We start from the raw sequence: 23,640 nt of genomic DNA, 5'->3' as shown, positions 1-23,640 counted from the left end.
CAATGTCCCCTCGCCATATAAAACTCTCTGAAGTTGGAGAACTTAAACTATTAGAGCAGATAAAAAGAAATTTTGCTAAGAGATCAAGAGACATATTAGTTGGTATAGGTGACGATGCATCTGTTCTGAAACCCCTCAAAAAAAATCTTTTAGTAACAACTGATATGATGATAGAAGGAATTCATTTCGATCTTCGTTTTATGACCCCTTTTCAGCTTGGTTTCAAATTAATATCTGTTAACATCAGTGACATCTATGCAATGGGCGGACAACCTTCTTTTGTTCTCTTAAATATTGCATTAAGGAAAGATACAAAAAAAGAATTCTTTGATGAATTTTTTATGGGGATTCAGAAAGCTCTAAATTTATACAGAGCAAAGCTGATTGGTGGTGATATTTCTTCTGTTTTTAAATCCGCTTGTTTATCAGCAACGATTTTAGGATATTGCACTAAGCATATCAACAGAAAAGGTGCCAGTGTAGGTGATAAAATATATGTTACAGGCAATTTAGGGGATTCAGCTTGTGGACTTGAACTTTTAAAGAAAATTAAAAGGCCACTGATTTTGCATATTCGTTCAAAGATAAAGAAACAGAAAGAAATATGCAGAAAAATATTTAAAAACATTTCATGGGAGACGGTCGAACCTTTATTTATTAGACATCTTATGCCAGTAGTAAAATTTCCCAGAAAATTCTTAAACAATGCAACATCAATGATAGATATAAGTGACGGACTAATGATCGATTTATCAAGAATCTGTAAAGAAAGTAAGGTAGGCGCCAGAATATATTTAGAAAAAATACCAGTGTCTCCAGAGCTTCAAAAGGTAGCCTTATTTTTAAAAAAGGATCCCCTGAAATTTGCGTTATCAGGCGGAGAAGATTATGAAATATTATTTACTGCACCTTCTGAGAAAAATATTGAAGCAATCCACATAGGTGAAATTACAACAAAATCAGAAAAGGTAATAATAGACAATTATGGCAGAAAAAAGACTCTGTCATGGGAGGGTTATCAGCATTTTGTATAAAATATTGAAAATACTTGTCATTATATATCTGAAAAGCTAAAATTATGAGAAACTGAAATCGAGGAAAACTGTATAAGGCATAACAAAGTTATTGCTATATTTATGAGAGAGTAAAAGTAAATGAATAAATATCAGAAAGTTGTTTTGTTGATCGGCGTTGTTATCTTAATTCTTCTATTCGGAAAGACTATAACGAGGGTAAGTTTCGGGGTAATGGCACTCCTCGGAAAAGGCCTCATCGTTGTTGCAGCAACCATTTTTATCATTTATACATTGAAAAAAAAAGCAAACAAGAAACCAAAGCAATAGAATATTTTACTTATTTAAAAGGGTAATATTTAGAAGATGGGCTGAACAGGAAATACAGGGATCATAGGAGCGAACCAACATTTCAACAGCTAATCGTATTTCTTCCTCACTCTTATCAAGGATTTCTGGAACTAATTTCATCATATCATATTCGATATTTCCTGTGTTCTGGTTTGTTGGAATAACACAATTAGCATTCTGGATAACCCCATTTTCATCTATTTGATAATTGTGAAACAGTATACCTCTCGGGACTTCAACCGCACCGACCCCATTACCAGATTTTAAAGGAATTTTTTTCTGTTCATTTAAACCGACAACTATTTCCTCATTATAGTTTAGAGGATTATTTTTTAAATCTTCTAAAATTGATATCGCATCTTCAAGACAATGAATACATTCAACTAACTGAGCAACGGTATTAAGATAAGGATTGATGCATTTGGGCTTTAATTGAAGAGATAAAGCAGCTTCTTTCGCCTTTGGATGGAGCTTGTTAAAATTTAAATTAAATCGTGCAAGCGCACCTACTGCGTAAGACTCACGGTTAAGTTTCGAACGTTTAGCTGTAGAATATGGCACAATAAATTCATTAGTCATTTTTAAATATTCATTCTTGTTAATTCTGATACCATCGGTAGAACCAATATCACCTGTTAATAATGGATATTCGTTATCATCACTCACCAGCCCTATATATTCTGTATCCCGTTCAAATTCAGGGAATTTCAGTGTTTGTAGTAGTTCTAAAGTCGCATCCATATCAGGTCTCATTGATTTAAGCATTTCGAGCATTTTATCTATATCTTTTTCTCTCGGTAGCTTGGTAAATCCTCCTACTATTGCAGATATTGGATGAACATGACGGCCAACAAGAATATCGCAGACATCATTACAGGTTTTTTTCATTCTTAATGCCCTTCGGATAACTTCATTATGGCTATTGATAAGTGGAACAAAGCTTTTTACTCCGAGCAGATCAGGGGCCGTAAGAACGTATATATGTAAAATATGACTGTCGAGAATCTCATAGTGAAGAAGAAGTTTTCTCAGTTTTGTTGTCTGCTCAGTAGGTGTAATACCGAGGGCATCCTCTGCAGCCTGTATCGAAGCAAGTGTATGACCGCAGGCACATATCCCGCAGATTCTACTGGTAATATGCTGTGCCTCAAAAACAGAACGGCCACGTAACATACCTTCAAAAAATCTTGGTGCCTCAACTATCTCAAGTCGACATTTATCTAAAGATCCATCTTTCATATTAATTACGATATTTCCATGGCCCTCAACTCGTGTAATATATTCAACATTTATATTGATATTTTTTTTCTCCATTTCAGTCAAGCTCTCTACATTTGTTATACATATTCATTTTCTTTAAAATCATGTCAATGGATATGCCATATTTTGCGATTACTTCCTGTGAACCTTTTATATTCGGATTGCTTACCATACCACGGCAACCATAGCAAATATTTCCATTATTAATGCACCACGAATTGCATCCTGCCCTTGTCACAGGACCAAGACATGTTACACCCCTTTCATACATACAGACATTCTCATTCATCTTGCATTCAACACATACAGCATAGTCAGGCACATAGTAAGGGATGTTTAACATGGCAGCCTTCAGGACAGTTACAAACTCAGGGATATATACCGGGCAACCATTTACAAAATAGTCAACCTTTACTATCTGGTGAATAGCCCTGGTAGGTTCAGTTGGGAAAAACTGATAACTATCACCATATACATATTTCCTGATCTCTTCAATATCAAAACTATTTTTCATTCCATTAACGCCACCAATTGTGGCACAGGAGCCATATGCTATAACTATTTTTGATCTCTTTCGGATACGTTTTAACCTGCTGATTGCATGTTTATCTGTAATACTGCCTTCAATAATCGATATGTCTAATTTCATGTCCCACTTTTCAGACATGACTTCTCTCCATTCAACAATATTGATTGAACCGAGAAGATCAAGTAATGATTCACCCATATTTGCGACTTGAAGCTGACATCCTTCACAACAGGCAAAATCATAAAAAGCAACATTTGGTTTCTTCATGTCAAAAAGCCTCACTCAGATATTTGATCTTTTCATAATTGAAGACAGGTCCATCCTGACAACAATAGAGATTTTGAATCTGACAGCGACCACATTTTCCATTTCCGCATTTCATATGACGTTCAAAAGACAATAAAATTTGACGCTCCGGTATCCCTTTAGCCAAAAGTTCCTTTATTACAAAGTTATACATAACAGGCGGCCCAACAACAGCAGCAAATGTTCGAGATGGCTCAATATCAACTCCAGGAATAAGAGTGGTAATTACACCAACATTTCCAGCCCATTCAGGGTCTGCACGATCAACCGTACATGCATAGTGTAAATCTGTTCGTTCACTCCATTTTTTCATTTCATCGCTGAATAGTATCTCCTTAGGTTCCTTACATCCAAATAAAATATGCACCTTCCCAAAATCACGACGATTATCAAGGACATATGTAATCAGGGAACGTAATGGTGCTAACCCTAAACCACCAGCAATAATTAACAGGTCATTCCCTTCAAGGATTCTTACTGGAAATCCTTTTCCATAAGGACCTCTAATACCTACCTCATCCCCTGTCTTTAATTTATGTAGTTTGTTTGTAACCTTACCTACAGCCCTTACACATATATCAAAAGAATCACGTCTTGTAGGAGATGAGCATATAGAAATAGGAACTTCTCCTATCCCGAGGAGAGAAATCATTATAAACTGACCTGGCTCATGGTCAAGATAGTCTCTATCCATAAGTGCTATTTCAAAAAATTTTTCTTTGTCTGTCAGTTTTTTTATATTGAGTATTTTTGCCCTCTTTAACTGATAGCTGGAGTCTTTTAGAGCCACCTTCTCCATAATCTGTCTTCACTCTCCTTTAAAAGTTCATTCAGCGTTTCTTTTAGGCTGATCCCCGCCATACATGTCCTTGTGCATCTACCACATCCAGTGCAGAAGAAACGCGAAAATTTATCAATCGGATATCTAAATTTTCGGTAGTACCTGTGTCTTTGTCGCGCAGATCTTTCTTTTCTGAAATTTATACCTCCTGATATTTTGGCAAACGGCTCAAGCTGGCATGAATCCCAGACGCGATACCTTATACCATGCATAAGGCTCAGATCTACTTCTTCTTTTATATCGAAACAGTAACAAGTAGGACAGACATTTGTGCAGTTTCCGCAAGCGAGACATCTTTCGTCAAGTTCTTTCCATACAAGGGATCTGAAAGATCTATCAAAGAGTTCAGGTATGTGTCTGCTCTTTATTGGAATTTCGTTTGAAAATATTTTTCTTTTTTTCTCACGCATTCGATAAAGTTCATTCAGGTTGGCTTCACTCGACTTTTCAAAACAATTAGTTATATCTAAGATCCTTTCTCCTGTCAGGGTATTAACATGAACAATAAAATAATCACCCAGATCAGTGAAGAAGAGGTCATATCCACCACTCGGAAAGCTAGCATTTACAAGATGGCAGCTTGCATACTCATCACAATATTCATTACACTCTAACCCTATCAAAGTTATTTTATTTTTACGGGTTAGATAATTGTAATCTTTGGGACGTTCTGAAAACACCATGTTAAGGCATTGTATACCTGCAAGGTCACAGGTGTGAAGTCCGAAGATAGTCATTTTTTCATATTCAACAACAGCCTCAGCCTTTACATGTTTAGAAACCCTGTATTCAAGGAGTGTTTCTCGCTGAGGCATAAAAAATTTTTTTGCAGGAAGAATAGTCGGGATATACTTTAATGCAATATTTTTTGCAGAATGAACTTCTTCAAACGAATAATTGTTAAACCCCTTTGCAACAGGTGCAACCAATTTCTGCATTCTTGAAAGACTGGATATAAAATCATCAAATCTTTCTTTTTTCAGTATTACATATGATGTATGATGTTGCATATTGTTCAAAAACTTAATATTCTTTGTGCCGGAGCTAAGTTTTAGAAACCTCCGACGAAACATTACTATTTTAACACCAAAGGACAGCAATAAAACAATCATCTTTTGGTTTGTGGTCTTGGTGCTTAGCTTTAGTAGTCTGGCCTTGGTTAAGGAGGATCGAGAGGGGTGCAAGGACCATCCGCTTGTTATTTATATAATAAGTGGTGCCGGAGGCCGGACTCGAACCGGCACGTTCTTTTGGAACGAGGGATTTTAAGTCCCTTGCGTCTACCAATTCCGCCACTCCGGCAGTAGAGACTTTATTCAAAATAAAGAATCAAGCGGAAAATATAGTATCACAAAATAATATAAAGTTAAAAGGTAATTTACTATTGATTAAAACAGAACTGTAATAAACAGTATATCAAAAACCTCTAAATATATCATAGGGTCAATTAATCCCAAAAATGCTGTCAATAATAATTTAATAAAGTATAAAAGCATATGGTATATTTAGAATATGGCACATCCAATACTTGTTGTTGAAGATGATAAAAAGATTGCAAAAATTGTTAAAGTTTACCTTGAAAACGAAGGATTTAAAGTAGTTTTTACAGAAAAAGGTAAGGATGCAATTGACTTTGTATACAAGGAAAGCCCTTTGCTTGTAATTCTCGATCTTATGCTTCCTGATACGAGTGGAGAGGTTTTGTGTCAAGAACTAAAGGAAATTGGTGATTTCCCAATTATTATGCTTACAGCAAAATCTTCTGAAGAGGAAAGGGTTGCAGGATTTGCACTTGGTGCTGATGATTATATTGTAAAACCATTCAGTCCAAGAGAGTTGGTAGCAAGGGTTAAGGCCGTGCTAAAGAGAGTAAGAAGAGAAGATCTTTCTGCAACAGGCCTTATGAGTTTTAATAAGGGACTTTTAATTATCGATACAAGTAAATATGAGATAAAAAAGAACGGAATTGCTGTAGATCTGACACCAACAGAGTTCAAGATTATTTCAGTGCTCGCAGCTTATCCTGGGAAAGTTTTTACGAGAAGCGAACTTGTAGAAAGTGCACTTGGATATCAGTTTGAAGGCTATGAAAGAAGCATTGATGCACATATAAAGAATATAAGGCAAAAGATAGAAGAGAACCCTAAAAACCCATCGTTTATTCATACAGTTTATGGTGTTGGATATAAATTTAATGGGAAAGTTGATGTTAAAAAGTCTCTGGGTTAAGTTTCTTATCCTCCTGCTCTGTGTATCTATGGTTTCACTCTCTGCAGCATTTATTTTGCGTGAACTCATTATAAAGGATTTCTCTGAGTATCTTGAGGGTGAAAGGTTAGATAGAATCTATAGGATGATGGCTGTTCTTGAAGGGTCATATGAGCAATACTCAGGCTGGAATCTGACTGCACTTAAGGAAAACACAATATGGGCGTTGTTGCTTGGATATGAGATCAAGATACATGATATGAACAATAATGAAATCATGAGTGCTAAAAGCGCATTAGAATCACTAACACCTCTGATGAAGAGAAGAATTCAGGCTATTTCAGCTTTTTCTGAAATGGCTGATATGCAGGAGAAAGAGAATTTTTCAGTCTTTCCACTATTTTTAGGAGGCGAACATATAGGCAATCTTGAGGTAAGAGCTTTGTTACCACGGGAGAAACATTTAAAAGAAACAATTTTCGTTGAGAGGACAAACAGATTTTTAATTGGTTCGCTCTTTGTTTTAGGAGGAATGTCACTTATAGTAAGCCTTATTTTTTCACACAGACTCATAATTCCTATTAAGAGACTCACTTCTGCTGCTCATGATATTAGTGAAGGGAATATAAAGAGTAGAGTAATTGTCTCGGGAAATGATGAATTAAGCAATCTCTCAATAACATTCAACAAGATGGCTAAAAGTCTTGAGATCCAGCAGGAACTGAGAAAGAAACTTACATCAAATATTGCCCATGAACTTCGCACGCCCCTTACATCTATTCAGGGAGAGCTTGAAGGTATGATAGATGGACTGATACCTGTAGATAAAGAAAGACTTCTCTCTTTACATGAGGAAACAAAACGCTTGAAAAATATTATCGAAGGAATTGAAGAATTAGCGAGGGCGGAGGCAAGTATTCTTGACTTGAAAAAGCAATGGTTTAATCTCAAGCAATTTCTTACAGGAATAATAGAGCGTTTTAAAAAAATATTTATGGATAAGGGTGTAGAATTAATCCTTGAATGTGATGCTTCACTGACAATTAATGCAAATCCTGACAAATTCAGTCAAATTGTGATAAATCTTCTTAGCAATTCTTTAAGGGCAACTGAAAAAGGAGGAGTTGTGAAGGTTCAGGCTGGCAGGAATGAATCTGAGATTTTTCTTAAGGTTTTTGATACAGGCAAAGGAATTAAACAGGAAGATTTACCCTTCATATTCGAGCGATTTTATAAGGCTTCTGAGGGAGGGCTTGGCCTCGGGCTGACTATTACAAAGGAGCTTGTTGAAGCACATGGCGGAAGAATCGAGGTTCAAAGTGAATATGGCAAAGGAGCGATATTTAGTGTATATATACCTATTTTCACAAATTATTCATAATTCCTTCGAAACACCTTCATAATGTGATGTTATTCTGTAAACAAGATACAGAATAAAGGAGGTGAGGAGAGTGAAAAAAGGATTAATTATCGGACTGATTTTGATTGCAGGAATTCTTCTTGTTTCTGTCGTATATGCACAGTTTCCTGGTAAAGGTTATGGGTTAAATCGATTCTCTAACGTAGATATAGAAACAGTTAAGGAATTTCAGAAAGAGACTTTACCTTTAAGAGATGAATTGATGATAAAGAGGCTTGAAATACAACAGGAATATGGAAAGGAAAATCCAGATAGAGAACGTATAGCTACTTTAGAGAAAGAGATCGTTGATATCAGAATAAAGATTCAGAAGAAAGCCGATGAAATTGGATTGCCAGCACGAAAAGGTGGAAGAATGGGCTATGGTAGAATGTCAGGTCGAGGTTTTGCTGCAGAAAGATGTGCACCATGCCCAATCGGAAGGTAATAGAAGGGGGGGTATTACTCCCCCCTCTAAAAACCTCATTTATAAATAAAATGACAGAAGCACATATAGTTTATCATTATTTTATTCTGTATTAAAAAAGAATATAATAGTATATAAGATATGAAGCAAAAAATTATAGCATTATTCATTATAATAACGGCAAGTATAATAATCTTTGCTGATTTATCTTTTGCCCAACCCATGAAATCAGGAAATGAAGCAGCAGTAGAATGTCAGCCGATGTATGGAAATTATGGTAGGGGACAAAAGTGGGGCTGGTATGGTGCAAAAAGAGAAGTCCGCACTCCTGTTGAAGCTAAGCAGATACTTGATAATTTTTTTATTCAGAACAAGAAAGCAAGAATAGGGAAAATAAGAGAAAGACATTATTTTTTTGAAGCAGAAATTATTAATCACAAAGGCACACTAATCGATTTAATCATTATCGATAAAAGAACGGGTAGGGTGCGCTCCATTTATTAAAAACGATAACTATTTCAGCCCCAGCACATCCTGCATGTCATATAAACCAGCCGGTTTTTTATACACCCACATGGCTGCGCGTAAAGCACCACGAGCAAAAGTATCACGGCTTGATACTTTATGAGTAACCTCAATTCTTTCACCAAGACCACCGAAAATGACTGTATGTTCTCCGACTATATCACCTGCACGAATTACCTGTATACCAATCTCCTTAGATGTTCTTTCGCCAATTAAGCCTTTTCTCGCATAAACTGCAACATCATCAAACTTTCTCTTTAAGGCCTCTGCAATCACCTGTGCCATTTTTAGAGCCGTACCACTTGGTGCATCTTTTTTCATCCTGTGGTGAGCCTCTATTATTTCAACATCATAGCCATCACCAAGAACGCGGGCAATATCCTGCAATACTTTTAAAAGAAGATTTACTCCCATGCTCATATTTGAAGCCATTACACACGGTATTTTTTTTGTAAGTGTGGATACTTTTTTCAGGTCTTCTTTTGTAAAGCCAGTTGTTCCAATTACTATGGCCTTATTATTAGAGGATGCAATACGCAAATGTTCAATAGAAGCCTCTACAGTAGTAAAAGATATAACAACATCAGTATTTTTAATAATTGATTCAAGGTTATCGGTCAGCTTAATTCCAGTTTCACCTATGCCTGTAATTATTCCTATATCTTTGCCAACATCCTTTTGCCCTTTTCTCTCAAACGCACCTATTAGCTGTAAATCTTTATATTCTTTTGAAAGAGCAGTAATCCTGCTACCCATTCTTCCTGCCGCACCAGCAACCGCTATCTTAATCATTATTGCCCCCCCTTCTAAACTGAGTGCTTTTAGCACTCAGTTTATATTAGATAACAAAAAATTTTAAGATATCATATCATAATTATCTAAAATCTGTGTTCATTCTGTTCAGTAATATTTTCCGTATTATCGGATTCATTCCCTTGTATTTTATATTCCTCTGTAACCCATTTACCAAGATCAATAAGTTTACATCTCTCTGAACAAAATGGTCTCCAGGGATTTTCTTCCCAGGTTGTTTTGTTTTTGCATATGGGACATATAATTCTCATTAAACACAGAATTTTAAAGGCTTAAAGTAAATAGATTTTAGCTATTTTTACTCTTTTCTTCATAATTTTTCAAGCTTTGTAATATGTATTCCGACAAAATTCCATTGAACATGCCTGTTAATGTGCCAACTAATAATATAAAAGGGACAATATCGATGTTGTTTTTATTTTCGTTCTGATTTTCGATTAAAATGTACTCAAGTTTACCATCTACCTCAATCTTTGCATAATTTGCATGATTAAAGAGCTTGTTTATATATAAAATCCCAGATAAAAAAAGAATTATGAGTGTGATAAATAGTATTTTATCAGCGAATGTTGCTATCTTAAGGAACTTTCGTAAATTCAAGTTTACCTCTGAAGTTGGGTGTAGAATGTATTTTGCCATTACTGTCTACAATAATGCCTTCAAATCCGTGTTCTTTCATAAATTGTATACCTTTTTCAGAACCAAGAATAAATACCCCTGTTGCAAGAGCATCAGTTAAGGCGCTTTCCTCGCCTATAATACTGACGCTTTGACATCCATTAGCAGGTAATCCTGTTCGGGGAAAGAGAATATGATGGTAGCGTCTTCCATTCATTATAAAAAATCGCTCATAATCTCCTGAGGTAGATATTGACATGTTGCTCATATCAAGTGTTGCCATAATATCATCTAACAGTCTATTCGTATCGATTCTTACTTTAGAGGTATCGCTTCTGGGTTTTTTATACCGATTTTCCATGCCCTGCCATCAGGTTTGTGCCCGAACACCTTTATATCACCAGCAACAGCTACGATTCCGGCCTGTATTCCATTATTTTTTAATATATCAACAGCTTTATCAGCAGCATATCCTTTTGCAATTCCACCAAGGTCTATGCTCATGTTTTTTTCTCAAGAAAAAAGTTGATTTTTTTTGTCAATTACTATATCTCGGTAATTCACCAATAGAAGGTTCTTTTTTATTTCAGTATCATGAGGCTTTATATTTTTATGAAAATCCAATCGAAATTAAAAGTTTTTATTTTTAGTTTATTTTTTATGCTACTTTGATAATGCCGAGAGATGAGATTTTGTCTTTCAGAAATCTTCCAGTATAGGAAACAGGATTCTGAATAATTTCCTCAGGTGTGCCTTCAGCTACAATCATACCACCTTCTTCTCCACCTTCAGGACCAAGGTCAATAACATAGTCTGACGATTTAATAACATCAAGATTATGCTCTATGACAACAACTGTATTTCCAGAATCGACAAGACTATTAAGAACATTCAAAAGTTTCTGGATATCTGTGAAATGTAACCCTGTGGTAGGTTCGTCAAGAATATATAGAGTGTTACCTTTTGTTCTCTTCGATAATTCTCTTGATAGTTTCAACCTCTGAGCTTCACCTCCTGAGAGGGTAGAAGCTGGCTGTCCGAGTTGCAAGTAACCAAGTCCTACATCTTCGAGCACTTCGAGTTTTTGACGTATATAAGGAATAGCTGAAAAGAAATTAATTGCTTCTGATACAGTCATGTCAAGAACTTCTGCAATATTTTTTTCTTTATAGCGGATATCGAGGGTTTCTTTATTGTATCTTTTTCCTTTACATGTATCACAGGGAATGTAAACATCGGGGAGGAAATGCATTTTAACCTTTATCAATCCATCACCACTACATGATTCACATCGTCCGCCTGAAAGATTAAAACTGAAGCGGGAGGCTGAATATCCTCTGACTTTTGACTCGGGAACATTAGCGAAGAGGTCCCTGATGAAAGAAAAGGCTCCTATGTAGGTAGCAGGGTTAGACCTCGTAGTCCTTCCGAGAGGTGATTGATCGACATTTATGATACCAGAAATTTTATCGATACCGCTGATTTCTTTATATTTTCCAGGACGTTCTCTACTGCCATATAATTCTTTACATAAAGCTTTATACAGTATCTCAATGACAAGAGTGCTTTTGCCAGAACCTGATACCCCTGTCACGCAGGTAAAAATCCCGAGAGGTATTTTGGCATTAATATTCTTAAGGTTGAATTCTTGAGCACCTTTAATGTAAATATAATCATTTGGTTGTCTTCTTCTTAAAGGTAGCTCTATAGATAATTTTCCGCTGAGATATTTTCCGGTCAGAGATTTTTCATTTTTTTCAATTTCCTGGACAGAACCTGTTGCTACTACCCAACCACCTCTGACACCAGCACCAGGACCCATATCAATAATATAATCAGCATATCTTATAGTTTCTTCATCATGTTCTACAATTATAACTGTATTGCCTGCATCACGCATAGATGATAGAGTATTAAGAAGTTTCATACAATCCCGTGGATGCATTCCTATGCTCGGTTCGTCAAGGATATAAAGAACACCAGTAAGAGAAGAGCCGAGTTGTGTTGCAAGCCTGATTCTCTGAGCTTCTCCACCTGAAAGTGTAAGAGAAACTCTGTCAAGTGTCAGATAGCCAAGGCCGACTTGTATTAAGAAATTAAGTCTGTCTCTTACCTCTCTTATAATTCTGGATGCTATGATTTGCTCCCTTTCAGAAAGGTCTAAATTGTTAATAAATAGTAGAGCATTATCAACAGACATTGCTGCAAATTCGCTTATGCTTTTATCTTGTATCTTTATCCCTAAAGATTCTTTTCTTAATCTTAAACCATTACAGAGTTTGCATATTTTAAAATCATCAATATTATCAGTATCTTCATAAATGTTTTCAAAACCAAGACCATTGCATCTCTGACAGGCACCCTGTTTGCTGTTAAAAGAGAAAAATAAAGGAGTTATCTCTGGATAACTAATTCCACATTTTGCACAAACTGATGTTTTGGAAAAGATAATATCCTTTTTTTCTGAAAGAAAATTGATAATAACTATGTCTGAGTATCTGAGGGCTATTTCGATTGCTTCTTTAGTCTCACGCTCTATGCCGGGTTTAATGATAATTCTGTCAATCACAATATCTATATTATGTCTCTTGTATTTATTCAAAGAAATATCCTGTGTAAGATCCATCATTTCACCGTCTATTCTTGCCCTTATAAAACCCTCTCTTCTCATTTCCTGAAGCTCTTTTTTATATTCACCTTTTCGATCTTTTACTATAGGAGCAAGAATTTGTATCTTGCTTCCAAGAGGAAGAGAAATGACTGAGTTCATAATATCCTGAGAATCTTGTTTTGATATAGGAGATCCACAGTTATAGCAATACTGACGTCCAATTTTCGCATATAGAACACGCATATAATCATAAATTTTAGTGATAGTGCCAACAGTGGATCGTGGACTTTTATGAACGGTTTTCTGGTCTATTGAGATAGAAGGAGAGAGTCCTTCTATATAATCAACATCAGGTTTTCGTATTTGCTCGATAAACTGTCTTGCATATGCTGAGAGACTTTCGACATATCGTCTTTGCCCTTCTGCATATATAGTATCAATAGCAAGTGAAGATTTTCCCGAACCCGAAGGCCCTGTTACAACGGTAATTTTATCTCTTGGTATTGACAGGTTAATATTTTTAAGATTGTGTTCTCTTGCACCCTTTATAAAAAGAAATTCTTGCATTTGTTTAACTTATTAATATAACACACATAGTAAATTCAGACACTCTAAAATATACACAATAAGTATAACGGTATTGAAGACGCTTCCAAAATGTGATTGGCTGAAATTGATATTATAAAATTCCTTTTTTTAGAAATAATGTAGTAACATAATTTATGAAAAAAATATTTATACTGGCTATTCTATTGCTGTACCCTGTAATTTCATATTCTCAGCCTTCTATTGTGTTTGATGAAGAAATCTATGACTTTGGTAAAATAACTCCAGGTGATGAAATAGAACACACGTTTGAATTCAAAAATGCTGGAGATCAGGATCTGAGGATAGAAAAACTTCTTACCAAATGAGGTTGCACAGCAGCTATGGCTAGTTCGAGCCATATAAAACCAGGAGAAAAAGGAAAGATCAAAGCAAAGATAGACATAAGGGGAAGAAAGGGTTATATCTCAAAAAGTGTAAAAGTTTTTTCAAATGACCCGAAAATACCATTTGTTAAACTCGAGTTAAAGGCATTTATTAATGAGGTAAGGTAGTAAATAACATCCATTATTCAAAAATCTAATGATACAAAAAATTATTATAATTATATTATTTTTATTATCTTTGCCAACAGTACTTTCTGCTTCTGATCCATTCGCTTCAAAAAGAAAAGCCATGGTAGAACACGATATTAAGGCAAGAGGAATTAAAGACAAGAAAGTGCTTGAAGTTATGAGTAAAATTCCTCGACATCTTTTTGTGGATAAAAGTCTAATGAATCAGGCATATGCTGATCATCCTCTTCCTATTGAAGAAGGGCAGACTATATCTCAGCCATACGTCGTTGCTTTGATGACAGAGGCACTTAAATTGAAACCGTCTGATAGAGTCCTTGAAATAGGGACTGGTTCAGGATATCAGGCTGCCGTTCTATCAGAAATTGTTAGGGAAGTCTATACTATCGAGATAAGAAAAATCTTAGCTGAAAATGCAACAAAAAAACTGAAAACTCTCAGCTATAATAATGTAAAAGTTAAATACGCTGACGGATATTTTGGATGGGAAGAATACGCACCATTCGACTCGATTATCATAACAGCGGCTGTTAATCATATCCCAACTCCTTTAATCAAACAATTAAAAGACGGTGGAAGACTTATTGTCCCTCTGGGTAGCACCGTTTATTTTCAGACTCTTACACTTATGACGAAGAAAAAAGGTTCTATAGATGTTGAACAATTAGGTTCTGTTTCTTTTGTTCCTATGGTTGGAGAGGCACAAAAACGCTAAAAAATAAAATAAAGCACCAATCCAGAATACTCGTTTGAATCCGAATTCAATTGCAATCATTATTGTAAGAATTGGTGCAAAGACAGACAGGCAGCCATTTATTGCCCATGCCAGAGGAATTAAAGATATATTTCTCTCACCAGCTATTTTTAAACCGTTTGGAAACGGTATACCCATAAAAAATCCTATAGGCATAATAATGAAGAATGCCATAATAACTTTAACGGATAATGTATACGGTAGAATAAATTCTAAAAATATAGGTAAAAAAATGCTGTAATAAATAATAAGAAATGTAATGATGAGACAAATGAATGTGCTCTGAAGATTTTTAAACCTGTAACTCAGTAGACTTCCAATTCCTGAACAAATCAGGATTGAAACAATTACGGTAGCCATTGCATAAGAAGGGTTTTCTAAAGGTAGAATCATTTTCTGAACGAATGTAATCTCTATAAACATAAATCCGATCGCTATAAAGGCAAAGTATGGCAAGATATAAAAATGTCTATTGATAATTTCATCCCTTGACTTAAGTAATTTTATAACTGGAAGGAATATAAATATGATACTCATAAAAAAGACCTGAATAAAAATTGCTAAAAGAATGTATCCTTCTTCAATAAAATACTGCCATTTTTCACCCATAATCCTGTAAATATCTTTTATGTATCTGATTTTGAGATAATAGTAAAAGAATGGATTGTCATCCCTCACAGCCTTGACATCAAATAAATAATTATTTAAAAAATCGTCTCTTGTCTTTATATCGATGAGATTTTTGAACAATGTGTAATATTCATTAGATAGCATTCTGATATTGATATTGGTCTCTTCTTTTTTAATTCCCGGATAATAAATCAGATCAAATCCAAGTTTTTTTGTAAATACCTTGATTTTTTTTATATCATCTGAAGAAAATTTAGATTTCTTTATCAAGATACATATGGTATCCCAACTGCGAACTGTTGCTATATGATTTTCAATATCCTTTATACCATTTTCACTTAAAGCAGTTATTGATGTATCCAATATCCTAAGTTCAATTCTTGAAGGAGGAATGATAAAAAGGTTTATGCTAAGTAAACCTTCTGGCTTAAGATGACTGATATATTCTTTGAATGCCTCTACAGTAAAACCATAGTCTTCTGAAATACCGAATGTAGCCGATGGTATAATACTCATCAAAGGGATATCAATAACGTCGAATTTTATATTGGTATTCCTTAACCATGACCTTGCAAGGCCAGTTCTTGTATTTTCAGAATATAAGCCACCGGTAAATTCATTATAATCTGTTTGTAGAATCTCAATAAGAAGTGGATTGCGTTCAGTCTTATATATGTTAGAAAATCCATAATAATCTGCAATAAGAGATTGAATGCTTCCTCCAGAATCAATAATTAAAACATTGCCTTTTTTACTTGTCTCATATGGAAGAGCAGATGGCAGATATTGAAGAAATTTGAGAGAAGATTTATCTCTAACATCTGTAATTGAATTGATATTACCTCCGTCTATGGAAAAACCAATCTGTTTTGGTAGATCTTCAAGATAGTTGAAACTTAAGCCTGGTGCAAAGCGCGAAGCAGGACTTATAAATGTATCTATTCTTGAAAAAAAGCTAATATATGTTTTTAAATGTTCTGCACCTGGATATCTGAGCGCAGTTTGTAAACCTTTATATGGAGAAATTCTGATATTCATAAATGAAGGATTAAAAATGATTAATGAAATATTTAGTCCTATAAGAATGATGGAGATAGTTATTAATTTTTTCGATCCACAAAAAAATGTCGAAATCAACGCAATTGAAGAAAGAACAAAAACACTGTTCTCAGGTGCTGTAAAAGACATAAGAGAAAGAATTCCTACTGCTCCGAGACCAGCACCAATAAGATCTGCACTGTATATTAAACCTGACTTCTGGCTATATAAAGAAAGGGATTGAGAAATAATTAAACCAGTTATAAAAAAGGGTATTGAGATAGTAATATAATAAAACCCTATATATAATATCTGTGTATTAGACCATGCAAGCTTTACAGGATCAAAAGGTATTTGATTAGATAAAATGTAGCTGATAGATATTCCTGCTCCGAGAGACAGACAGTAGATGCCAAGCAGAGATACATCTCTTAGTTTCGGAAAGATAGAGAGAAATGTTCCGCTTGCACCTATCCCTAACATTGCAATGCTTATGATCATAAATGCAAAGTGATACCAAAGAGAGATTGAAAATATTCTTGTAAGTGTTATTTCATATGCAAGTGTTGAACATGAACAGAGGAGAATAATAAAGAATAATTTATTTTGTGTATTCATAATATATAGATTAATTTAACAAAAAATCTTATGATAGAAATATGTTAAAAGAGAGTTGCCCGGGTAGTAGAGAAATAAGAACACCATATCCTGAAGAAATAAAGTGTTTCTGGTGTGATACTATAAACGAAATATGGTCAGATGAGGTCGAAATGCTATGTAAGAATTGCGGCAGGAAAATATCGCGACAGATGAAACCCACTTGTATTGAGTGGTGTCCTGCAGCAAAAGAATGTATTGGTATAGAAAAATATGAAAGGTTGATGAAAAACAAGAAATAAGAATAAATAATTAACCCGAAAATATCTAAGTTTTTTGTGGAAGATGGCTGAATACTTCAGCATTTATTATTTTTTTATCCCAATCTAACCATACATTTGGGTCTTTTCTGCAATCATATTTACGGCATCTCTCTGGTCTGTCATTCCATATTTCACATAAAAGATTCTGTCTGTTTAAGTGTGGACAGTACCCATCTTCATCATGTGCGATAAAATAAGGACGTTTTGGGTTCCATTTTATTATCCCCTTTTCAACCTCTTTTTTTGTAAGGGCAAAAATAAAGCTACAACAGACAGCTTTACAAATATGTTTTCTATCTTCATGGTCAAAAATAACAGGTTCCTCTGAATTATCTTCATCACCATAAACAGCTGCAAATCCTAACTCAAGAAGACGTTCAAGCATTTTTTTGATATAGGCCTTTTCTTCTTCGGAGATATCAAAATTTTCTTCAGGAGAGTTATCAGAATAGTTTCTATTATCCATATTGATATAATATAAAATAAAGTTAGAAATATATGTTAAATAAATTTATATTTTTAGATTTAATCTTAAAGCTTAACTTAAAATATATAACATAATACATTGTATAATTTAGATATTTAATTAAATTATTATATTGTATGCTTTGTTGTTAAATTCTTTGAATTACTTTTGAATTACTTAAGAGGATTGTATAATGTTAAAATATAATTTCTACTTATTGTTTTTTATAATATTTTTATGCAAAAAAAATTAAATCTAAAAACACTTAATGAAGAAGAAATTTTTAGCTTTGTAAAAGATTTGGGTTTGCCTCGTTATCGAGGTGTTCAGCTTATTAACCGGATTTATAAAAAATATGATCATGAAATAAATAAAATAACAGAGTTTTCTTATGAACTCAGGGATATTCTTAATAATATTTCATATATTAGTAACCTTTTATTGCTTAAGCGAATAAAATCATGTGATGGAACAGAGAAATTTCTTTTTTCTTTAGAAGATGGTCATACGATTGAAAGTGTCTTGATACCAGAGAAAAAACGTTTGACCCTTTGCATATCATCACAGGTAGGCTGTGGTATGGGCTGTATATTCTGTCTCACTGGGCAGAAAGGTTTTGTAAGAAACTTAAAAGCTTTCGAAATAGTCGACCAGATAATCTCTGTTAATAAGCTAATAAATCCAAAAAAAATTACGAATATCGTATTTATGGGAACAGGAGAACCATTCCTAAATTTTAACGAAGTAATCGAATCTATCCGTAGAATAGTTAATTTCATTGGAATTTCAAAAAGAAAGATTACAGTCTCAACATCTGGAATAGTTCCAAAAATTAATCGGTTTGCTGAAATATCTCCTGAAGTTAATCTTGCGGTTTCTCTTAATGCAACAACAAACGAAACAAGAAGCGAGCTTATGCCTGTTAATAAAAAATACCCTCTTATTTCACTTATAAAGACATGCAGAAATTATTGTTATAGATTCGGCAGAAAAATAACGTTTGAATACGTAATGATTAATAATAAAAACGACTCATCAGAGGATGCTTTCAGGCTTGTCGAACTTTTGAAGGGATTATATTGCAAGGTAAATCTTATTCCCTATAATCAGACTGATTCAAGTAATCTTAAAAGACCACCATATAATAGAATATTAGAATTTCAGAAAATACTTATGGATTGTAATATCAGGACATTAATCCGGGAAAGCAGGGGACAGGATATTTTTGCAGCGTGCGGACAACTCAGGGGAGAATCTTTGAATTAGTATAAGAAGTCTTCATCTCTTTATTCCACTTTAAATATTTTTTCTTTTGGTAGATTTTCGATTAAGTTATCAACCGCCCTTTTCAGAAAGGTTTCATCTGATGATTCAATTGTTACAATCACATTGTAATCACGTATATTCATAATCGGATAAGAACCAATCTTAATATTTTCAATTTTTTTCAGAACATCCTTTAATAGTGGAGCGATAGCAGATTCCGATTCCTGAATATAAATTTTTTTTAGAAATATTTGTGGTTCATTAAAGATTTTCTCTAACGCAAAAAATTTCTTTCTCAGCAACTCTGGGATCCCTGGTAAAATAAAAATATTTTTAAACTTGATTAGAGGAAATGAGAGATTGTCTTCAGTAATAAGTTCAGCCCCTTCAGGAATTTCTGCCATTTTTAATTGTTCTTGAGATAGATTTCCAAGTTTGCTTAAAAGAATTTCATATAAAGTAGGATCAGTAACTATTTTAACATTAAAAGCCTTAGATATTCCCTCAATCGTAACATCATCGTGAGTAGGACCAATTCCACCTGATGTAAATACATAATCAAATCTATCCGAATATTTTTTAACTTCATCAGCTATTTCATCAATGATATCCGGTATTATTGAGATACGGCAAAGTTGGACTCCATGTGCCCAGAGTTCTTTTGCCATGAAGAAGGCATTGTAGTCCTGCACTTTTCCTGATAGAATTTCGTCTCCAATTATAATTATCCCTGCGGTTTTCAGTTTAAATTACCTTGATTTTTATAAATATTGTATCTATTAAACAATAATAGGTCAATAACAGATAGCATTTGATTTAACTTAAACAAGATATGATAAAATGTTTGTAATCCGAATAAAGTTATACATAACCTTTGGAAGAAATTCGAGAATTAATTGAAAGATATAAACTCGAGGAGGATCTCGAGCATATTATTATTCCTATTATTGATAAAAATGGGAATAAAAAACGTTGTTTCCTTCTTAAAAGAAGATTCATAAGAATTGTTTATTCAGAGGAACATTTTGTTGATTATCCACTCGAAGATGCAATCATTGCAACTATAAAATATCCTGACCTTTTATTAAGTGAGGCACTATATTTATTGTATAAAGAGTCTTTTATGAAAATATCTGATGTTGATTCAAAGTCTAATAATCAATAGAAATTTTAATGACTGTAACATTATTAAACTATCTTGCTGTTAACTCCGTCTGGATATTAATTGTTTTCCCATCACGCAAAAATGTGATTGAAACATTATCTCCTGGTTTAAACAACTTAAGAACTTCAGAAAAATCTTTAAGACATTTTATATTGTGTTCATTTATATTGACTATAATATCTCCATTCGACAAACCACCTGAGGATGCTGGCGAATCAGGAATTATATCTGAGACTCTAACACCTTCACCTTTAAAAGAAAAGTCAGGAACAACTCCGAAATGAACTTTTCTAACATTTTGAGAATAATTAACACTTTTGTCAGAAGGCTTAAGATTTGCTGTGATATATCTATCAGACTTTGAGAGATATTCAATTATTTCTTTAACTACTGAAGCTACTTTTAAAAGTCCATCTGAATCTATTTTATCTGCTGTATCTGTAGGACGATGGTAATCTGAATGAGGTCCTGTAAAAAACTGTATAGCAGGCACTCCTGCATTATGGAAACTGACCTGATCACTTGCATCGAGTTCTTCATATATAGTATCTATTTCTACTCCTGTAACAAAACCTGCACCTTTTAAAATATGAGGCCATTCCTTTGCTGAATAAGCACCAAGTGCTAAAAGTTTTCTTTTTTCGAGACGTCCGACTGTATCGATATTAATCATAGCAATACATTTACTAATAGGTAATCTTTTTTGATTCTCTATATAATATTTTGAACCCTTTTTCCCTGATTCCTCACCTGTAAATGCTACAAAAATAATTGAACGATCTGGATGCAATTGTTTTTTAAGAACTGTTGCAAGTTCTATTAGAACAGCAATTCCACTTGCATTATCGTCAGCACCAGGATGTATTTTCCCTTTATTATCTTCTCTTACATCAGGCCAGCCAATGCCCAGATGGTCATAATGAGCACCAATTACAACACTTTCCTCTTTATAGGTTTTATCTTCTCCAGGGATGATACCTATGACATTTTTCATCATCATCTTGTATTCTTTATCTTCCCACGTCTGAAAGTAACTATTTTCCTGATCTCCTCCAGGTTGAAGACCAGCTTCTCTAAATTTATCGGATATAAAATTTGCTGCCATATCAAGTTCTTTTGAGCCTAAACCCCTACCCATGAGTTGTCTACTTGAAAGAAATTTAATGGTATCCATCATTTTTTCTTTAGAGAAAATATATGGTATAGATATAAGGGGTTCTCTTTGAGATAACTTTCCTCTATCTACCATAAAGGTTTTTCCGTCTTTATTTGGTATGAATAATGTCATGGGAGAGTTGAAAACAGGCCAGCGTCCTTTTAGGATATTAACAGGCTCATCTCCTTCGAAGACAAGATAGCTATATTTATGATAATGAGGAAGCTTTCTGCTGATTCCGTCTAATGCTCTATAATTGTCAGAAGCAACTAAAATTAATGGTATATCTGGATTTTTGATGTTTCTTGAAGCAAAAACGAAGGAATTACCCTTTATTGTTATAAATTTATTATCTATATTAACACCAGAACTATCAAAATTGACTTTGTATAATGATAAATTGTTAGTAACATCATTAAGAAAACGGTTCTCCCAACCCAGAACTGCTACAGCATATTCAGTGGGAATTTCTTTTATCTCGTGATCGAACTTTATATCTACCACATCCGGTCCTGATTCTTTAAGATGGTTAGCTAACATTAAATATTTTTCTTTTAATGTTTCATCAGCAGAAGAAGGAATCAGAACAAGCATTTTTTTAGCTCCTAAAGCCTGTGATATAGCAGGTGGTATCTCATTTCTATTAAGTCTTCTAAAAACATCATATTCAGGATCAATATCAATTCGCAATGGTCTTGAAGGTAATCTAAGAGTAAATTCAATAATCTTTTTATTCATTCTAAGTAAAGATTGATAGGCATATTCTTTCCCTTCCATTGATACTGCAACAGGTATATCTAATACATAGGCTTCACCAGTTTGTATTTGTTCTATGGTTCCGTTAAGAATATAGACATCTTTGTCCTGAGTTACAGTTACATTCTTTATTCTTATCTCAGGAGCCCCTGTTCTGCTAATCCACTGATCGAATTCCTTATCAAGATTTTGTTGAGATACTTTTTCAAAGCTAATTTTTAAATCATTAAAAGATGCAATTTTGAAAAGGTTATCTCGATAAAATTTTTTAAGACTATCTATAAACATTTTATTTCCGAGTTTCATTCGGAGCATATGGAAAAACATGAGTGATTTCCCATACCCAATAGCTTCTGTTGATGAATTGTGTCTTACTCGAAAATCCTTTAGGGAGAAATCACGTCCCTTGAGAATATAATCTGTATATTTCTGGAGCGTTGTCTGTCGATATTCTACAGCATTCCCCTCCAGTTCCTTTATAAGATGATCTGAAAGATATGCGGTAATACCTTCAGACCAGTTACCTTTCGTATAATCAGGGTAAACACCGTTACCCCACCAATTATGAAGAATCTCATGAGGATATGAAGAATTAATTATGAACGGAAACCGGATAATCTTCTGGCCGAGTAAAGTGAATGATGGCATACCCAGTCCTGTTTCCCAGAAATTTTCTACAAGAGCAAATTTCTTATAAGGATATGGCCCTATAAGCTGTTCGTACATGTTTATGTATTTAATAGTGGCATTTAAGTATTTCTCAGCGAGTTCTTTATCAGGAGAGCGTAAATAGACCATTGCTAACTTATTATCTTCTTTTTTGGTATACTCAATAAATTTTCCTGCAATCAGAAATATCTCATCCTGTGTTTCATTTGAGTCCCATTGCACAAGTGTACCGTCATTATCTTTCTTATATAAAACTCTGTCTCCCTGACTTATTGCATCCCAATCCTTTGGAAGCCAGATATGAAGATTGAATGTAATAACCTCTTTTTCAAAATTAGGATACCAGAAAGAGCTTCCAGCGAGATATACTCCTTCTTCTGATATAATGCCAGGGGTCATTTTAAAACCCCTTGCCTGTTCCTTTCCATAAGGCTCTATCTCATGATTTATTATCCCATTATATTCGAGTGTAAAATTCTTTATGTCAGAAGGTAATTTTACTTTATATGTTGTAAAAATAATTTCATTACGAGGATTACTGAACTTAACAATTAAGACTCCAGGGGTTCTTGAAGATACAATAAGTCCGCTGTGCAGATCAAAATAAAATTCCCTTTGAAAACCTTCTTGTATGGTTATTGTATCTATGACTGCAAGACGATTTTCTTCGGGATACAGACGAACATTAAGGTCATGGTGAATTTTTGTTATATCATTTGAATATGAAATATTTATAGTTAAATGAATAATAAGCAATAATAATATAAAACCAAATATAAAACGATGAGATTTCATTTA

Annotated in this window: 26 protein-coding genes and 1 tRNA gene; 12 read left to right on the top strand and 15 right to left on the bottom strand. The window is 34.1% G+C overall.

Annotated elements, in window-relative coordinates:
• The first annotated feature begins 2 nt into the window (after nt 1–2).
• Nucleotides 3–1,034: a thiamine-phosphate kinase gene (thiL, locus tag HXY53_06730; protein ID NWF76255.1), complete on the top strand. Its 1,032-nt coding sequence runs from the start codon at nt 3–5 to the stop codon at nt 1,032–1,034.
• Nucleotides 1,035–1,154: 120 nt separating this feature from the next.
• Nucleotides 1,155–1,343, top strand: coding sequence for a hypothetical protein (locus HXY53_06725; GenBank protein NWF76254.1), 189 nt, complete (start codon nt 1,155–1,157; stop codon nt 1,341–1,343).
• 6 nt (nt 1,344–1,349) lie between these two features.
• Here HXY53_06725 and HXY53_06720 read toward each other — a convergent pair whose 3' ends face one another.
• The 5 genes from HXY53_06720 to HXY53_06700 all read right to left on the bottom strand — a co-directional run bounded on the left by HXY53_06720 (nt 1,350) and on the right by HXY53_06700 (nt 5,602).
• On the bottom strand, nt 1,350–2,678 hold the full coding sequence (locus HXY53_06720; protein NWF76253.1) for a Ni/Fe hydrogenase subunit alpha: 1,329 nt from the start codon (nt 2,676–2,678) through the stop codon (nt 1,350–1,352).
• A gap of 1 nt (nt 2,679) precedes the next feature.
• Nucleotides 2,680–3,420: a cytochrome B gene (locus HXY53_06715; GenBank protein ID NWF76252.1), complete on the bottom strand. Its 741-nt coding sequence runs from the start codon at nt 3,418–3,420 to the stop codon at nt 2,680–2,682.
• 1 nt (nt 3,421) lies between these two features.
• A complete protein-coding gene (locus HXY53_06710) occupies nt 3,422–4,258 on the bottom strand; it encodes an FAD/NAD(P)-binding protein (protein NWF76251.1) in 837 nt (278 codons plus the stop codon).
• A complete protein-coding gene (locus HXY53_06705; protein NWF76250.1) occupies nt 4,240–5,310 on the bottom strand; it encodes a 4Fe-4S dicluster domain-containing protein in 1,071 nt (356 codons plus the stop codon). Before HXY53_06705 ends, HXY53_06710 begins: the two co-directional genes overlap by 19 nt.
• Nucleotides 5,311–5,514: 204 nt before the next feature.
• A tRNA-Leu gene (locus HXY53_06700) sits at nt 5,515–5,602 on the bottom strand.
• A gap of 210 nt (nt 5,603–5,812) precedes the next feature.
• On the opposite strand from HXY53_06700, the gene HXY53_06695 reads away from it, so the two are divergent.
• From HXY53_06695 to HXY53_06680, 4 genes are all read left to right on the top strand, one after another.
• The gene (locus HXY53_06695; GenBank protein ID NWF76249.1) at nt 5,813–6,529 is read left to right on the top strand and encodes a response regulator transcription factor; all 717 of its coding nucleotides are present in this window, start codon (nt 5,813–5,815) and stop codon (nt 6,527–6,529) included.
• Nucleotides 6,495–7,889, top strand: coding sequence for a HAMP domain-containing histidine kinase (locus tag HXY53_06690; GenBank protein NWF76248.1), 1,395 nt, complete (start codon nt 6,495–6,497; stop codon nt 7,887–7,889). Before HXY53_06695 ends, HXY53_06690 begins: the two co-directional genes overlap by 35 nt.
• 70 nt (nt 7,890–7,959) lie before the next feature.
• Entirely contained in the window at nt 7,960–8,355 is a 396-nt protein-coding gene (locus HXY53_06685; GenBank protein NWF76247.1) for a hypothetical protein, read from the top strand.
• Nucleotides 8,356–8,475: 120 nt separating this feature from the next.
• Entirely contained in the window at nt 8,476–8,838 is a 363-nt protein-coding gene (locus HXY53_06680) for a hypothetical protein (GenBank protein ID NWF76246.1), read from the top strand.
• Nucleotides 8,839–8,847: 9 nt separating this feature from the next.
• Here the strand turns inward: HXY53_06680 and dapB are convergent, their stop codons facing one another.
• From dapB to uvrA, 6 genes are all read right to left on the bottom strand, one after another.
• Nucleotides 8,848–9,651, bottom strand: coding sequence for a 4-hydroxy-tetrahydrodipicolinate reductase (dapB, locus tag HXY53_06675; protein ID NWF76245.1), 804 nt, complete (start codon nt 9,649–9,651; stop codon nt 8,848–8,850).
• 86 nt (nt 9,652–9,737) lie between these two features.
• Complete coding sequence (locus HXY53_06670) at nt 9,738–9,923, bottom strand: DNA gyrase inhibitor YacG (protein ID NWF76244.1); 186 nt, start codon at nt 9,921–9,923, stop codon at nt 9,738–9,740.
• A gap of 37 nt (nt 9,924–9,960) precedes the next feature.
• The gene (locus tag HXY53_06665; protein NWF76243.1) at nt 9,961–10,272 is read right to left on the bottom strand and encodes a hypothetical protein; all 312 of its coding nucleotides are present in this window, start codon (nt 10,270–10,272) and stop codon (nt 9,961–9,963) included.
• Nucleotides 10,250–10,651 (bottom strand): FAD:protein FMN transferase, encoded by a 402-nt coding sequence (locus tag HXY53_06660; GenBank protein NWF76242.1) that lies wholly within the window; start codon nt 10,649–10,651, stop codon nt 10,250–10,252. Before HXY53_06660 ends, HXY53_06665 begins: the two co-directional genes overlap by 23 nt.
• Nucleotides 10,606–10,794 carry an FAD:protein FMN transferase gene (locus HXY53_06655; GenBank protein NWF76241.1) on the bottom strand — a complete coding sequence of 63 codons (189 nt, stop codon included), beginning with the start codon at nt 10,792–10,794 and terminating at the stop codon, nt 10,606–10,608. Before HXY53_06655 ends, HXY53_06660 begins: the two co-directional genes overlap by 46 nt.
• Nucleotides 10,795–10,948: 154 nt before the next feature.
• Nucleotides 10,949–13,468, bottom strand: a complete 2,520-nt coding sequence (gene uvrA, locus HXY53_06650; GenBank protein NWF76240.1) for an excinuclease ABC subunit UvrA — start codon at nt 13,466–13,468, stop codon at nt 10,949–10,951.
• 155 nt (nt 13,469–13,623) lie between these two features.
• Here uvrA and HXY53_06645 point away from each other — a divergent pair, with 155 nt between their 5' ends.
• From HXY53_06645 to HXY53_06635, 3 genes are read left to right on the top strand one after another with little or no spacing between them, the layout of a single operon-like run.
• Nucleotides 13,624–13,815, top strand: a complete 192-nt coding sequence (locus tag HXY53_06645; protein ID NWF76239.1) for a DUF1573 domain-containing protein — start codon at nt 13,624–13,626, stop codon at nt 13,813–13,815.
• 15 nt (nt 13,816–13,830) lie between these two features.
• Nucleotides 13,831–14,001, top strand: a complete 171-nt coding sequence (locus HXY53_06640; GenBank protein NWF76238.1) for a DUF1573 domain-containing protein — start codon at nt 13,831–13,833, stop codon at nt 13,999–14,001.
• Between the two features lie 28 nt (nt 14,002–14,029).
• Nucleotides 14,030–14,737, top strand: coding sequence for a protein-L-isoaspartate(D-aspartate) O-methyltransferase (locus HXY53_06635; GenBank protein ID NWF76237.1), 708 nt, complete (start codon nt 14,030–14,032; stop codon nt 14,735–14,737).
• On the opposite strand, the gene HXY53_06630 is transcribed toward HXY53_06635, so the two are convergent.
• Complete coding sequence (locus tag HXY53_06630) at nt 14,687–17,062, bottom strand: hypothetical protein (GenBank protein ID NWF76236.1); 2,376 nt, start codon at nt 17,060–17,062, stop codon at nt 14,687–14,689. The genes HXY53_06635 and HXY53_06630 overlap by 51 nt on opposite strands.
• Before the next feature lie 41 nt (nt 17,063–17,103).
• Between HXY53_06630 and HXY53_06625 the strand changes: the two genes are divergently transcribed.
• Nucleotides 17,104–17,343, top strand: a complete 240-nt coding sequence (locus HXY53_06625; GenBank protein NWF76235.1) for a hypothetical protein — start codon at nt 17,104–17,106, stop codon at nt 17,341–17,343.
• A gap of 25 nt (nt 17,344–17,368) precedes the next feature.
• Here HXY53_06625 and HXY53_06620 read toward each other — a convergent pair whose 3' ends face one another.
• Nucleotides 17,369–17,830 (bottom strand): YkgJ family cysteine cluster protein, encoded by a 462-nt coding sequence (locus HXY53_06620; GenBank protein ID NWF76234.1) that lies wholly within the window; start codon nt 17,828–17,830, stop codon nt 17,369–17,371.
• Between the two features lie 237 nt (nt 17,831–18,067).
• Here HXY53_06620 and rlmN point away from each other — a divergent pair, with 237 nt between their 5' ends.
• Nucleotides 18,068–19,096 (top strand): 23S rRNA (adenine(2503)-C(2))-methyltransferase RlmN, encoded by a 1,029-nt coding sequence (gene rlmN / locus HXY53_06615; protein NWF76233.1) that lies wholly within the window; start codon nt 18,068–18,070, stop codon nt 19,094–19,096.
• A 20-nt stretch (nt 19,097–19,116) separates the two neighbouring features.
• Here rlmN and HXY53_06610 read toward each other — a convergent pair whose 3' ends face one another.
• A complete protein-coding gene (locus HXY53_06610) occupies nt 19,117–19,788 on the bottom strand; it encodes a competence/damage-inducible protein A (GenBank protein NWF76232.1) in 672 nt (223 codons plus the stop codon).
• 182 nt (nt 19,789–19,970) lie between these two features.
• Between HXY53_06610 and HXY53_06605 the strand changes: the two genes are divergently transcribed.
• On the top strand, nt 19,971–20,261 hold the full coding sequence (locus HXY53_06605) for a hypothetical protein (protein NWF76231.1): 291 nt from the start codon (nt 19,971–19,973) through the stop codon (nt 20,259–20,261).
• Nucleotides 20,262–20,289: 28 nt separating this feature from the next.
• On the opposite strand, the gene HXY53_06600 is transcribed toward HXY53_06605, so the two are convergent.
• Entirely contained in the window at nt 20,290–23,637 is a 3,348-nt protein-coding gene (locus tag HXY53_06600; GenBank protein ID NWF76230.1) for a M20/M25/M40 family metallo-hydrolase, read from the bottom strand.
• Nucleotides 23,638–23,640 lie beyond the last annotated feature (3 nt).

This window comes from Nitrospirota bacterium, from assembly GCA_013388455.1.
Classification (GTDB): domain Bacteria; phylum Nitrospirota; class Thermodesulfovibrionia; order Thermodesulfovibrionales; family SM23-35; genus JACAFF01.
The sequence above is the reverse complement of the archived record's forward strand: the minus strand, read 5'-3'. Positions and strand labels throughout refer to the sequence as shown.

Coding starts and splice junctions, on each gene's coding strand:
- rlmN (NWF76233.1), top strand. CDS start 18,068: ATGCAAAAAAAATTAAATCTAAAAACACTTAATGAAGAAGAAATTTTT.
- HXY53_06690 (NWF76248.1), top strand. CDS start 6,495: ATGGGAAAGTTGATGTTAAAAAGTCTCTGGGTTAAGTTTCTTATCCTC.
- HXY53_06600 (NWF76230.1), bottom strand. CDS start 23,637: ATGAAATCTCATCGTTTTATATTTGGTTTTATATTATTATTGCTTATT.
- thiL (NWF76255.1), top strand. CDS start 3: ATGTCCCCTCGCCATATAAAACTCTCTGAAGTTGGAGAACTTAAACTA.
- HXY53_06660 (NWF76242.1), bottom strand. CDS start 10,651: ATGGAAAATCGGTATAAAAAACCCAGAAGCGATACCTCTAAAGTAAGA.
- HXY53_06715 (NWF76252.1), bottom strand. CDS start 3,420: ATGAAGAAACCAAATGTTGCTTTTTATGATTTTGCCTGTTGTGAAGGA.
- HXY53_06705 (NWF76250.1), bottom strand. CDS start 5,310: ATGCAACATCATACATCATATGTAATACTGAAAAAAGAAAGATTTGAT.
- HXY53_06720 (NWF76253.1), bottom strand. CDS start 2,678: ATGGAGAAAAAAAATATCAATATAAATGTTGAATATATTACACGAGTT.
- HXY53_06645 (NWF76239.1), top strand. CDS start 13,624: ATGAAAAAAATATTTATACTGGCTATTCTATTGCTGTACCCTGTAATT.
- HXY53_06630 (NWF76236.1), bottom strand. CDS start 17,062: ATGAATACACAAAATAAATTATTCTTTATTATTCTCCTCTGTTCATGT.
- HXY53_06725 (NWF76254.1), top strand. CDS start 1,155: ATGAATAAATATCAGAAAGTTGTTTTGTTGATCGGCGTTGTTATCTTA.
- uvrA (NWF76240.1), bottom strand. CDS start 13,468: ATGCAAGAATTTCTTTTTATAAAGGGTGCAAGAGAACACAATCTTAAA.
- HXY53_06670 (NWF76244.1), bottom strand. CDS start 9,923: ATGAGAATTATATGTCCCATATGCAAAAACAAAACAACCTGGGAAGAA.
- HXY53_06635 (NWF76237.1), top strand. CDS start 14,030: ATGATACAAAAAATTATTATAATTATATTATTTTTATTATCTTTGCCA.
- HXY53_06710 (NWF76251.1), bottom strand. CDS start 4,258: ATGGAGAAGGTGGCTCTAAAAGACTCCAGCTATCAGTTAAAGAGGGCA.
- HXY53_06640 (NWF76238.1), top strand. CDS start 13,831: ATGGCTAGTTCGAGCCATATAAAACCAGGAGAAAAAGGAAAGATCAAA.
- HXY53_06625 (NWF76235.1), top strand. CDS start 17,104: ATGTTAAAAGAGAGTTGCCCGGGTAGTAGAGAAATAAGAACACCATAT.
- HXY53_06695 (NWF76249.1), top strand. CDS start 5,813: ATGGCACATCCAATACTTGTTGTTGAAGATGATAAAAAGATTGCAAAA.
- dapB (NWF76245.1), bottom strand. CDS start 9,651: ATGATTAAGATAGCGGTTGCTGGTGCGGCAGGAAGAATGGGTAGCAGG.
- HXY53_06655 (NWF76241.1), bottom strand. CDS start 10,794: ATGAGCATAGACCTTGGTGGAATTGCAAAAGGATATGCTGCTGATAAA.
- HXY53_06620 (NWF76234.1), bottom strand. CDS start 17,830: ATGGATAATAGAAACTATTCTGATAACTCTCCTGAAGAAAATTTTGAT.
- HXY53_06680 (NWF76246.1), top strand. CDS start 8,476: ATGAAGCAAAAAATTATAGCATTATTCATTATAATAACGGCAAGTATA.